At 41.0% G+C, this 13225-nt stretch carries 10 protein-coding genes and 1 other annotated feature; of the genes, 4 read left to right on the forward strand and 6 right to left on the reverse strand.

Annotated elements, in window-relative coordinates:
- Nucleotides 1-211: 211 nt before the first annotated feature.
- Nucleotides 212-1390: an endonuclease gene (locus tag H9648_RS05910; RefSeq protein ID WP_191753237.1), complete on the forward strand. Its 1179-nt coding sequence runs from the start codon at nucleotides 212-214 to the stop codon at nucleotides 1388-1390.
- Nucleotides 1391-1591: 201 nt separating this feature from the next.
- On the opposite strand, the gene mraY is transcribed toward H9648_RS05910, so the two are convergent.
- Nucleotides 1592-2542: a phospho-N-acetylmuramoyl-pentapeptide-transferase gene (gene mraY / locus H9648_RS05915; RefSeq protein ID WP_191752968.1), complete on the reverse strand. Its 951-nt coding sequence runs from the start codon at nucleotides 2540-2542 to the stop codon at nucleotides 1592-1594.
- A gap of 218 nt (nucleotides 2543-2760) precedes the next feature.
- Here mraY and H9648_RS05920 point away from each other — a divergent pair, with 218 nt between their 5' ends.
- Nucleotides 2761-4428, forward strand: a complete 1668-nt coding sequence (locus tag H9648_RS05920; RefSeq protein WP_225218755.1) for a serine hydrolase domain-containing protein — start codon at nucleotides 2761-2763, stop codon at nucleotides 4426-4428.
- A gap of 43 nt (nucleotides 4429-4471) precedes the next feature.
- On the opposite strand, the gene fdhD is transcribed toward H9648_RS05920, so the two are convergent.
- Both fdhD and H9648_RS05930 read right to left on the reverse strand, forming a co-directional pair.
- Entirely contained in the window at nucleotides 4472-5269 is a 798-nt protein-coding gene (gene fdhD / locus H9648_RS05925) for a formate dehydrogenase accessory sulfurtransferase FdhD (protein WP_191752969.1), read from the reverse strand.
- 19 nt (nucleotides 5270-5288) lie between these two features.
- Nucleotides 5289-5633, reverse strand: a complete 345-nt coding sequence (locus H9648_RS05930; RefSeq protein ID WP_137790251.1) for a Na-translocating system protein MpsC family protein — start codon at nucleotides 5631-5633, stop codon at nucleotides 5289-5291.
- A gap of 384 nt (nucleotides 5634-6017) precedes the next feature.
- On the opposite strand from H9648_RS05930, the gene fdhF reads away from it, so the two are divergent.
- Together fdhF and H9648_RS05940 are read left to right on the forward strand one after the other, a co-directional pair.
- Nucleotides 6018-8954, forward strand: coding sequence for a formate dehydrogenase subunit alpha (fdhF, locus tag H9648_RS05935; protein ID WP_404825653.1), 2937 nt, complete (start codon nucleotides 6018-6020; stop codon nucleotides 8952-8954).
- Nucleotides 8955-8969: 15 nt separating this feature from the next.
- The gene (locus H9648_RS05940) at nucleotides 8970-9449 is read left to right on the forward strand and encodes a helical membrane plugin domain-containing protein (RefSeq protein ID WP_191752970.1); all 480 of its coding nucleotides are present in this window, start codon (nucleotides 8970-8972) and stop codon (nucleotides 9447-9449) included.
- Nucleotides 9450-9577: 128 nt separating this feature from the next.
- Here the strand turns inward: H9648_RS05940 and lysS are convergent, their stop codons facing one another.
- From lysS to H9648_RS05955, 3 genes are all read right to left on the reverse strand, one after another.
- Nucleotides 9578-11128: a lysine--tRNA ligase gene (gene lysS, locus H9648_RS05945; protein ID WP_191752971.1), complete on the reverse strand. Its 1551-nt coding sequence runs from the start codon at nucleotides 11126-11128 to the stop codon at nucleotides 9578-9580.
- 66 nt (nucleotides 11129-11194) lie between these two features.
- Nucleotides 11195-11468 (reverse strand) — a binding site (T-box leader).
- A gap of 47 nt (nucleotides 11469-11515) precedes the next feature.
- Nucleotides 11516-12112, reverse strand: a complete 597-nt coding sequence (locus H9648_RS05950; protein ID WP_191752972.1) for a hypothetical protein — start codon at nucleotides 12110-12112, stop codon at nucleotides 11516-11518.
- Between the two features lie 507 nt (nucleotides 12113-12619).
- On the reverse strand, nucleotides 12620-13192 hold the full coding sequence (locus tag H9648_RS05955) for a GNAT family N-acetyltransferase (protein ID WP_191752973.1): 573 nt from the start codon (nucleotides 13190-13192) through the stop codon (nucleotides 12620-12622).
- Between the last annotated feature and the right edge of the window lie 33 nt (nucleotides 13193-13225).

Below are 13225 nucleotides of genomic sequence, written 5' to 3' on the forward strand. Positions count from 1 at the left end.
TTCTTTTCATTTATTAGGTCCTTATAACTGTTTTTCAAAGCCTCTTTAGTTCCTCCCTTTGTAACTAGTTTTCTCGTTTTACAAATCTGTAAAATGAAATTAATAAAAGTATTGTAGAATAAAACCTGTTTCACCAACATTTTGAAATATGTGAAACAACTAGAAATACAAAGTGCAAGGTGTAAAAATTAAATGGGTGGAGGCGTTGATGATGAAAAGGCATGAAAACAAAAAGTTTCTTTCGCTTTTCTCAGTAGTAATTGCGTTAGTGGTCAGCACGTTAGCATTTATTCCCGCTCTTCAAGCGGCTGGAGATGGATCGTGGTCCAGTCCTTATTCAGTTTCTCAAAGTATCTCGAATCAGAACAATTCTGCAAAGACTGTTCAAGGTTATGTAGTAGGACAACCTACCGCAACAACAACCGTAGTAACAAGCAATTATCCAAATGATTATGCACTTGCTTTAGCAGACAGTCCCACTGAAACAAACACAGCTAATATGGTTTATGTTCAGATTCCAACATCTTACCGATCACAGTTTGGTCTAAAAACAAACCCTACTTTAAAAGGTCAATCCATTAAAGTAACAGGCAGTCTGGCGGCTTACTTCTCGCATGCTGGCCTAAAAGATCCAACAGCTATGGAGAAAGCATCTGGCACAACACCTACAGATCCGCCTACAGATCCCACTGACCCACCAACTTTTGATGAATCGTATTATGATCCTGCTCAAGGAAAAACTGGCGCAGCATTAAAGACGGCTCTTCACAATATTATCGACGATCATACTGAACTCTCTTATGATGCCGTATGGAACGCTCTTAAAGTAACCGATCAAGATCCAAACAACAGCAACAATGTCATCCTTCTATACACCGGCCGTTCGCAGAGCAAAACCACTAACGGTGGGAATGTAAACGATTGGAACCGTGAGCACGTTTGGGCAAAATCACATGGAGACTTTGGAACAGCGATGGGTCCGGGTACGGATATCCATCACTTGCGTCCAACTGATGTAAGTGTAAACAGTTCTCGAGGAAACCTTGATTTTGATAATGGCGGCTCGCAGCATTCTGAGGCACTTGGCAACTATTACGACAGCGACTCATGGGAACCACGTGATGCAGTAAAAGGCGACGTTGCCCGCATGTTGTTTTACATGGCTGTTCGTTATGAAGGGGACAGCGGTGAACCACAACTAGAATTGAACAACAACGTTAATAATGGTACGGCTCCTTATCACGGTAAGATGTCTGTGTTGCTGCAATGGCACTTAGAGGATCCGGTTGATAACTGGGAGCGCAACCGAAACAACATCATCTACGAAGATTATCAGCATAACCGCAACCCATTCATCGACCACCCAGAATGGGCTGAGGAAATCTGGTAGAAATACGTGCTAGGAAGGCTCACTTCGGTGGGCTTTTTTAGTTACTGAGTTGCTAATATTTAGTTAACGTGAATATATGGAGCAACACCATATTTAGAGGAAGCCGTGTCTTTTCTAAGACTACATAAAAGTCTGTAATTCTTTTCAGAAACAGATAACAACAAAAAAAAAGAGAGTGACACACGATTCGTGCCACTCTTTTTACATAAATAACTCGTAATACACCAAACAAATGCCACACGCCGCCCACGAAACCATCGCAAACACGGTTACGATTATATTTTCTGACCAACCATACTTGATACCGTAATGGTAATGAATTGGGGTGAAACGGAAAAGTTTCTTTTTTGTTCGTTTAAAATAAGCAACTTGTATGATGACAGAAAGCTGTTCTGCGAGATAGATAATGAAAAGGATTGGAATTAAGATCTCTACGTTTTCGATGATGGCAAGAAACGATAAGGTTCCTCCAATGGCGAGTGATCCCGTATCACCCATGAACGCTTTTGCGGGATACAAATTATAGATTAAGAAACCTAGAATTGTAGCGATCATCACTAAGCAAAAGACTTTCACTTCCGTATACTCAGTGATCACAAAGAAAAAGAAGTATGTAGGAATCGCAACCATGCCTAGAAGCCCGTCCATTCCATCGGTAAAATTAATAGCATTGGCCGTCCCGACAATAAACAGTGTGATCAGGATGAGGTAAATGATGTAAGGAAAAACAATATTAAAAGATTCTGTTACCCGTATGCTTGTATCAATGTTAAAAAGATCGATGCCGACATATAAGAGAAGAATGGTGAATGCGAACTGAAATTTTAGCTTCGTTTTTCCCGATACCCCGCCAGGATCTTGTTTTGAAGCTTTCCAAAAATCATCTAGAAAACCAATAAAACTAAACAGTATAAACGTTGCCACTAAAAAGAGCATGACTGGACTTGTCGTGAAATAAAGCGCGACGAAAATCCCTACAAAAAACACACTTCCTAACATTAAGGGTGTTCCCTTCTTTTCCTGATGATCTTGTGGAAGTTCTACTCGAATGGGCTGTGTGAGTTTAAGTTTTTTTAAAGTCATGATTAACAGAGGCGCAAATATTACGGTTAACAAAAACGTGATAAAAGCAGGTGTTAGTTGTAACAGCACGATTTTGGTCTCCTCTCTTCTTTCTCCACTGTAACTATTCGAGAAAAGATGAAAAGTTCCTTTAAATTGTAGGGGGTCTGACCCGGGTCAGACCCCCTACAATTTCTATACAATTTAACTAGTACAAAATGCTGTGGGACTTCCGAGTGATAGACACCTTTTCTCCAGATTGCTACTGTAAGTAAGTGTAAGAATATTCAGAATAAGGAGAATGACTTATGAGAGGAAAACGTGTTTTAGTTTGTACCATGCTAAGTACAGCCATGTTGTTATCCAGTTTTACTCCTGCCATTTTTGCAGAGGGCTCCTCCACCCAACATCATAATCGAACGCACCACGGTGACTGGAACCAGCCCTCTAAATCATCACCTGTTCTACATCCGGGAACACCAGAAAGTGCTGCATTAAAACGAGAACCACTAGAGCAAATCGGTCCGTTTATTGAAAGTGAGATTGAGAAACGAACCATGCCAGGCGCTGTCGTTCTCATCGCCAGAAGTGGAAGTATCGCAAAGCATGATGCATATGGCTATTCCGCTCGCTACATAGACGATCAGTTCACAGAAATGGATCATCCTGTTGAGATGAAAAAAGACACTATTTTTGATATTGCCTCGATCTCCAAACTCTTCACCACAACGGCTGCAATGAAGCTGTATGAACAAGGAAAATTCAATCTAGATGACCCTGTCGGAAAATACATTCCAGAGTTCAATGAAAACGGAAAAGAGAGCGTAACCATCCGGCAGATCATGACGCATACTTCAGGGTTTACTGCATGGATTCCTCTATATAGTATGGGAGCAAATCGCGAGGAACGACTGCAGATCGCTTTAAAATATGGCTTAAAGAATGAGCCTGGAACAACGTATACATACAGTGACCTAAATTTAATCACTCTAGGTGTTTTAGTTGAAAGACTGTCAGGACAACGTCTCGACGACTATGTAAAAAAGAACATCACCGAGCCGCTCGGAATGAAAGATACGATGTACAACCCTTCGGCAGATCTTCGTGACCGAATCGCTGCTACTGAATATCAGCCAGCAATCGGCCGCGGCATGGTCTGGGGAAGTGTGCATGACGAGAACGCGTGGAGTTTAGATGGCGTTGCAGGACATGCCGGCGTCTTTTCCACCGCTAAAGATCTCGCAATTTTCGGCCATATGATATTACAGAATGGTAAGTATGGTAAAACGCAGATTCTCAAGCCAGAAACGGTTAGCTTATTAACAGAAAACCAGCTACCACAGTTTCCATCAAACTCACACGGACTAGGCTGGGAGTTGAATCAAGGGTGGTACATGGATGCTCTCAGCAATGAAGAAACACTCGGACACACTGGATATACCGGAACCTCAATGGTTGTTTCACCTAAGAATAAAACGATTGTACTTACCTTAACGAATCGCGTCCACCCTTCTCGAGCGACGGTCTCTATGAATCCGATACGACGCAAAGTCGCACAACTAACAGCTGATGCGATCTCAGTGCCGCTTCATCACAGAGATAAAGCTTGGTTTGCCGGATATGGCGATAACCTGAAAAAAGGATTAACTTTTGAAGTCGGTAAAAATCAGGATACTCTTCATTTTAACCATTGGTTCAGTATTGAAGATGGAAGTGACAGAGGTTCCGTTCAAGTTTCAAGTGACAATGAAACGTGGACAACACTACCGAACACATATACTGGAAAAGAAGAAACATGGGATCGCGAAAAGGTAAAGCTCCCTGAAGGAACAAAGTTTGTACGCTTCCTCTATGAAACCGATGCTTCTGTAAACGGTAGAGGATGGTATGTAGATGATGTATATGGAAGTGACCGGCGCGGAAAGAAGAACCGATTAACAATCGTTCAAAACGAATGGGTAGAACGCGGTTGGTAAAACAAGAAAGCAGTTTCGCTTTAATCAGCGAAACTGCTCTTACTTATATTTGTACAACAATCCTCTCAGGACGTGTATACACATTCATAGAATCTCCTCTTACAAAACCAACCGTCGTAATTCCTAGTTCTTCCGCTGATTGCAGAGCAAATTCTGTTGGGGCTGACTTTGAGAGGACGATCTCACAGCCGATCTTCGCTACTTTTAATAAAATCTCAGAAGAAATTCGACCACTAAATACGAGAATCTTATTTCCTATGAAAATATCATTCTTCAAGCAATATCCATAGATTTTATCAAGGGCATTGTGACGTCCAATGTCCATTCGGCTCAGCACGATTCCGTTCACATCACAAAGTGCGGCGTTATGCACACCACCTGTTTCTTGAAAAACGCCTGCTCCCTTCTGCATCTCTCGCATCAAACGGAAGCAGTCCTCAGGCGTAACTTTCACCCTGACTTCATTCATAGATTTCGCCGTACGAGCATCATTCGCAAATACAAAGCCTTGCCTGCTCATGCCGCAGCATGAAGTTATGTATCTTTTATTCTGCAAATTTTGATAGACCGGGTTCAAACGATCAGTTGTCACATGCACAAAGCTACCGTCTTCCTGCATCCATAGGTCTTTAATATCTTTATAGTTTCGGATGATTCCTTCAGAGGCGAGATAACCTACGACCATATCCTCAATGTACTCAGGGCTGCATACCATCGTAACAAATTCTTCTCCATTGATTTTAATTGTTACAGGAAGCTCAGTTACGATAGTGTCTTCTATGTTCACTGCATGTCCGTTCTTAATCTGCAGAATACTGCGCTTAGTCACAATTGGTTTCATAAGACAATCACCCCCTTCGCTACGCGATCGGTTTATCAAAAACAAAGACAGACACTGCCATATCTTCATCCACTTTGAAATCTGAGAACAGATGAACGAATTTTGCACCGGTCACATCTTCTAATCCATCTGGTGGAGCTGTTGCGTAAACGTCCTGAATCAGACGAGTCCTTGCAGCATGCACCATCTCTTTGCCTTCAGCCGTTCGAGCAATGAATTTTTCAGTTGGTGTTAAATTTCCGTACATAGTTGAGATCGCCATGTTTTCCACAAAGACCGTATGAATTTTCTCAGGTCCTTTTCCTAATAAGTTCTTACGGAGTTTACGAATAATATCATTAAAGTCATGCACTTTCTTCGTCATTCGGACATCACCACTATTTCTCCATTTTTTACTAATCATACATGATGTACTTACTTTTCGCACGTGATAAAAATGAAAAGCTAGAATACAAGTCTTGTTGTTTATTGATGGTGTAAACGCTATAATAAAGGAGAAAAGTTGGTAGAGAAAATCGTTTACACAGTTTTTTCTTCCATCTTGTAAATTACATAATGATTTATCTTTTAGTAACAATAAAAGAGATCGCATGCTGGATTGGCCTAATGGTATGACCTGCTATTACACTATTCCACCATGAATTCACATTTTCTGTACGTCTATAGAATTTGTGCTTTCGTGGTGGATTTTTTTGTACAATCATACGTTTACGATGACTAGAAGTATTAAACGAAAGGAAGATTCTTAATGGATAAGATGATTCAAATTACAATCGACGGCAACAAATATGAAGCTCCTTCTGGCACATCCATTCTCGATATAATAAATAAAAACGAACTAACTCACCCTCAGATTTGTTACACCCCACAAGTTGATCCGATTGAAACGTGTGATACATGTATCGTGGAGGTAGATGGCAAGCTGATGCGTTCGTGCTCAACGATGGCACTCGACGGTATGGCGATCGAGCGCTCTTCTACAAGAGCAAAGGATGCACAGAATGAGGCGATGGATCGTTTACTTGAGAACCACCTTCTCTATTGTACGGTTTGTGATAACAATAACGGCAACTGTAAGCTGCATAACACCGCTGAACTGATGGAGATTGAGCATCAATCGGTTCCATATTCGCCAAAAGAAGAAATGGTGGATCTTGATATGTCTCACCCGTTTTACCGTTATGATGCCAATCAATGTATCACGTGCGGTCAGTGTGTAGAAGTGTGTCAAAACTTACAGGTAAACGAAACACTATCCATAGACTGGGAACGAGAACGCCCCCGCGTAATATGGGATGCTGGATCAAGTATCGATGATTCCTCATGCGTCAGTTGCGGACAATGTGTGACCGTCTGTCCGTGTAACGCTCTTATGGAAAAATCAATGCTTGGCGAAGCGGGTTTCATGACAGGATTGAAAGAAGATTTACTTGAGCCAATGGTCGAACTTGTAAAAGAAGTTGAGCCTGGATATAGTGGCATTTTCGCGATTTCTGAAGTGGAAGCCGCTATGCGTGAAACACGTACGAAAAAGACGAAAACGGTTTGCACGTTCTGCGGAGTCGGCTGTTCGTTCGAAGTATGGACGAAAGGCAGAAAGATTTTAAAAGTTGAACCAAGTGAAGGTCCTGTGAACGCGATCTCCACATGTGTCAAAGGAAAGTTCGGCTGGGATTTCGTAAACAGCGAAGAACGCCTCACTACACCACTTATTCGTAAAGACGGTGTTTTTGTAGAATCCACTTGGGACGAAGCACTTACACTGATTGCTGATAAGATGAGCGCGATAAAAGAAAAACACGGCAGCAACGCACTTGGCTTTGTTTCGTCATCTAAAATTACGAATGAAGAGAACTACTTGATGCAAAAGTTCGCGCGTCAGATTATCGGCACGAACAATGTTGACAACTGCTCTCGCTATTGTCAGTCTCCTGCAACCGACGGATTGTTCCGTACGGTCGGTATGGGTGGTGACGCAGGAACGATTCAGGATATCGCGCAAGCTGGTCTTGTCATCGTCGTTGGTGCGAATCCGACAGAAGGACATCCCGTTCTTGCCACACGTGTAAAGCGTGCCCATAAACTGCATGGACAAAAATTAATCGTAGCGGATCTTCGTAAACATGAACTCGCGGAACGCTCAGATATTTTCATGAGTCCTAAGCAAGGCACAGACCAAGTTTGGCTTATGGCCGTGACGAAGTACATGATCGATCAAGGCTGGCACGATCAGAAATTTATCGAAGAGAATGTTCATTACTTAGACGAGTTTATAGAAGTACTTGAAAAATATACGCTTGAATATGCAGAAGAAATTACGGGTCTTTCACAAGAAACAATCATTGATGTGGCGAAAATGATTCGTGACGCTGACGGCACATGCGTACTTTGGGGAATGGGTGTAACGCAAAACACGGGTGGAAGTGATACTTCTGCTGCGATCTCTAACTTGCTGTTAGCAACCGGCAACTATCGTCGTCCAGGTGCTGGTGCCTACCCGCTTCGTGGTCACAACAACGTTCAAGGGGCTTGCGATATGGGTACCTTACCTGCTTGGCTTCCAGGGTATCAGCATATTACAGATGATCTCGCTCGAGCGAAATTTGAAAAAGCATACGGCGTAACGATTGATAGCAAACCTGGTAAAGACAACATCCAGATGGTCGAAGGCATCGGAACGGGCGAGATTAAATCGATGTATTTAGTCGGTGAAGATATGGCGCTCGTTGATTCAAACTCCAACCATGTTCATGAGATGCTCAGTCAGCTTGAATTCTTTGTTGTCCAAGATATTTTCTTAACAAAAACCGCACAATACGCAGATGTGGTTCTGCCTGCAGCTCCTTCTCTTGAAAAAGAAGGAACATTCACGAATACCGAACGCCGTGTGCAGCGTTTGTATCAAGCCTTACCTACAACAGGAGGATCTCGTCCTGACTGGGAAATCATCCAAGCGATCGCCATTCGAATGGGTGCTGATTGGAACTACAGTCATCCGAGTGAAATCTTTGAAGAGATGGCGGGACTTGCTCCTCTTTTTGGAGAAGCAAATTATGATGTGCTAGAAGGCTGGGGCAGCTTCCTTTGGGGTGACTTCAGCGGTAAGAGTACACCACTCCTATACACAGAAGGTTTTAATTTTCCTGATAAAAAAGCGCGTTTCGCATTATCAGACTGGATGCATCCAGCTGAGTTTCCTGAAGAGTTCGACCTTCATATCAACAACGGGCGCATGCTCGAACATTTTCATGAAGGCAATCTGACAAATAAATCGAAAGGCATTCAGCATAAAGTGCCTGATGTTTTTGTTGAAGTATCGCCTAGTCTTGCAGAAGAACGCGGTGTGATCGATGGATCAGTCGTTCGGTTGATCTCGCCGTTTGGAGCAGTGAAGTTAAACGCACTCGTTACAGATCGTGTGAAAAACAATGAGCTGTATCTTCCGATGAACTCCGTGAATAACGAGACTGCAATCAACTTTTTAACTGGTCCCGCTGTCGATCATCGTACACATACACCAGCTTATAAACAGACGAAGGTACGAATGGAAATCATCAGCCGTGAAGGTGAAGTGAAGCTTCCTGGCAACAACCCAAGAAACAAAAAACGCTATCCGCAAAATGGTGTTGAAGTACAGCGTAAATGGAACCGTCCAGGCTATGTTCACTTGACGGATGAAGTGTAAGGGGGGCGATTTGATATGGCACAACCAACTACGGTTATCAAAAAGAATATAAAAACCGAAGAGCAGATTCAGCAAGAGAAGCTAACTGAACTTCAAAAAGCTTTAGCTGAAAAAGAAGCAGCTCTCACTAAAGCACTCGATTTTATTGGAGAACTAGATAAAATTGGAGCATTAGAAGCAGCGAACTCCATGCTCGTCGCAAAAGATAAAATCGCAAGCATCGCACTTGGCCAGGCAACCCGTGAACCTGTTACGAACATGATCAACAACTTAATGGGTGCAGCAGGTGTTCTGACGAAAATGGATCCAGAAGTAACGGCGAAGTTGCTCGATAGTGTTGTTACTGGCTTGAAGCAAGGGGAAGAGTTTGTGGAGAGCGATAAGAAGGTTGGAGCTTTTGATCTTGTGAAGTCGCTGAAGGACCCTGATATTAATCGAGCGATCGGATTTGGTCTTCACTTTTTGAAGGGTATGGGTCAGGAATTGAAGAAATGATAATAAGGTGAGGTGACGCTTTGGTGGCGTCACCTTTTTGTGTATTATCTGAAAGTGGATTTGTCGAATGGACATTATTCTTGTGAAAGTGGACAGTATTTCATGAAAACCCGACAGTAACCTTCGTATTAGAATGTCAGCAACCTTATCAACCGCTCTTTACCAACAGAATGGATCAATATTGGAATTCGGGGTCCACTGTTGCCGTTTAAAACCAGTTGATATATGATGCTAAACAATCTTTTTTGGTTACTTTTCTTTAGTTTGGGATCATCTACATGACAAATATCGTAAACTTTTCTCATCAACTCTTCATCATCCTGAAGATCGGCCTCAGACCTTAATAACTGCACAAAACCCTCAATCCATTTTTTCTCCTGATCCTGAAGTATCCCGAAATATTCTCGATTTGTTTCTTCATTAACCTTAAGTACTTTCTCTGAACACCAATTTTTCAACCAATATTCAACTCTTTCACAAACTCCAGCTACCTCTTTAAGCGTATACGCCTCCCCTGTTCTAGCCAATACTTCTCTAACGAGTGAGACCTCAAAATTCACAAGCGGCAATATACTCGCCACATGGCTGAATTTAGGTACACGCCTTATACCAGATGTTACTGAAGAAAGTTCCAAAGCTGCTGAAATCTCTTCTTTCAAATGACATTGCTCTGCATGGCTAAACCTTTCATACTCTGTGTAGTTCCTAATAACGTCATCATCTAACCCAATATGAAAAGGAGCATTCGGCTGATATTTTGCAAACATGAAAAGGATAACTTCTGGTGTATAGATCTTCAACAACTCTCCGGGTGTAATATTGTTTCCTGATGAACTCGACATCTTCTCACCAGACCCTTTAATACTGATAAAATCATACGGTTCATACTCTGGTGCTTGAAAGTTATAGATGTTTGATGCGATCTCCTTGGAAACATTAAAACTTCCAGTCGCAGAAGAATGGTCTCTTCCACCTGGTTCGAACACCACATCTTCTGCCTTCCATCTCATCGGCCAATCCACTTTCCAATTCAATTTAATGTTTGTCGCTAGTGCTACCTCGATAGAGTTTGAATGACCACATGAACAAGTGTAGCTTAATCTTTCATCTTGAAATTTGTGAATGTGTACTGTATTTTTCCTGCAAACTTCACAATACACATTAACTGGATAAAAACGCTCTCGCTCTTCCATACTGTGTTCACTAGTTTTAAAATTCATTAGAATATCATAGATCTGTTTGCGATTTTGAAGAGCATGAACGATCTGAGTTTGATACCTTCTCAATCCATACTCCTTGCTTTGATAGATAAAATCAGGAACGATTCCGAACTCTCTCAATGACTGTTCAAACTCTATTTCAAAGTGATCAGCGTAAGAACTGTGGCACTCAAACGGACATGGAATCTCTGAGTATGGCATTCCAATATATTGCTCAAAAGTAGGATCAACATTTTTCGGGACCTTACGAAATCGATCAAAATCATCCCATGAAAAGATAAAACGCGTTTTTTTCCCAAGCTGTTGCAATGCCCTTACAACAAAGTATGTGGTAACCACCTCTCGAAAATTCCCTATATGAACCGAGCCGGATGGACTGATGCCTGATGCGCAAACAAACTTCTCACGATCTGGATGTTTCCTGACTAATTCTTCTGCTATTCGAAATGCCCAATGCATATTAAAATCACTCCTCATTTTTTTATAAGAAAAACAGAAAAAGCCCTCACCCCCAAGATTATTCATCTTGAGGACGAGAGCTTATTAGCGTTCGCGGTACCACCTCAGTTTGTTCATATGTCACCATATCAACCTCTTCAGGTACGGCAATGAAAAAGAATCACTCGCGTATACCCTATCTCTGTAACGGGAGATCCCGTTGTATTATCAGCAAAGATACCTCTGCATCCGTACAAAGCTCGGAGTCTTTTTTTCGTTAAGATATTATTGCTCTTTCACACCAATCAAGAGCTCTCTGGAAATAATAATGCTTAACTACTTTTCTCTTCATAGCCATAAAATGTTAAATTTTTATTAGTATATATAGTTTTGGGAAAGTTGTCAAAACTATTCTTTGTTGATTTTTTTTAATTTCTGATAAAGAGTGAAAATTCCTAAACCTATAAAGATGACAATAAAACTGATATATAAATACTTATTTTTGCTATTAGGAACTGATTCATTACTAGTTTTCACGATAGGATCTTCACTTTGCTTTTTAAGGAACTCTTCATAATAAGCTCTGCTTTTACTGTTATAATGTTGTAATCCACCATTTGAGATCTGAATCATCCCATTAGGTCCCCCTACCGGTGTTAAGTAGCTGATTTCCTTATTTTTATCAAGAAAGAGCAAAAAATCTCCTCCGTCTTTCTGGTACTCATCTGCCCAACCAACATCATATCCATCAATGCCTGCCCTTATTTCTTGGGATACATCTCCTTTATATACCTTTTGGACGTTAAATTTGTAACTCGTAAATACCATATTTCTTCCTTCTGGTTTACTCGTAAAATCATACTGTCCTACTACAATCACATCAGCTCTTTTATGAACTTCCTCTGGTTCAAGCTCTGCCCAACTTGTTGCTTGAACAACTTCAGAGCTATATAAAATCACTAATAAAAGCATTCCCCAGATAATAAAACTTATGGACTTCTTCACTTCAACCAATCCTCCTCAAGTATTAGTCGATAAACAACAATGTTTAGTTGCACTAAAAAAAGGATAGAACCTTAAGTCCTATCCTTGCGTTTGTGTTGTTCAAATACACTAATTTTTACCGAATCTCTTTACCCTAAAAAAATGAAACATTCCTCTCGATGTAAATGAGAACAGAATTTATCAGTTTAAAGGCAATCATTGCAAGGAAGATATAAACAATTAAATAACCGCTAAGATATACTGGTCTCAAAAACCATTTTTTCTTTTTTACTTTTAAACCTGCCCAATAAGCGACACCAAAGACTAGAGCAGTTAGGAAATTAACAGTCTTCTCAAATATATTACTTGGTTTAGGGAACGTACCCCACTCATACCAGTGCATCATAATCCCATATAGTAAAATAAGTAATATAAAATAAGATCCTTGGCAAGTTAGTATCATTATTAGACCAATTCTGAATAACTCTATCATGATTACTCCTAGCTAAATCAACATTCAACTACTATCTAGTTAACTACTATTTCATTATTATACTCAAACTCTTCCTTCAAAACACCCATAACAATCGTGTCATAGTATTTACCATTGATATAAGCATCATTCCTGAGTCGTCCTTCAATCACAAAACCGCACTTCTCATAGGCACGGATCGCGCGTTCGTTACCACTCCATGTATCCAATTGCACGCGTTTTAAATTCATCGTATGAAATAGGTAGTGAAGCAAAGCTTTTAATGCATCCGTTCCATATCCTTTACCCCAAAGTTCCTTCTCACCAATACCTATTCCTACTACACATCGTCGTGAGATTATATCTAGGTTGCGGTATCCGATCGAACCAATGTGACGCGCCTCTTCCCCTCTTGTATAGATCGAGAACTCTCCTACTTCACGTTTATCAATAGTACGAATATCTTTTTCATAGCTTGCTTCAATCTGTTCAAGCGGCACATGACTGTATCGATAATAACCAGAACCCGCATCAAATGTAGCGGTCTCTTCATCATTTCGCCAGTGGTAAGTTCGCTTATGATCTTCAAGTGAAACGGGCCGTAACTCTACTTTTTTTCCTGATATCATAGTGGTGATCCCTTCTTTCAGTTCGTAATCTAT

It is taken from the genome of Fictibacillus norfolkensis (assembly GCF_014836645.1).
Lineage (GTDB): Bacteria > Bacillota > Bacilli > Bacillales > Fictibacillaceae > Fictibacillus > Fictibacillus norfolkensis.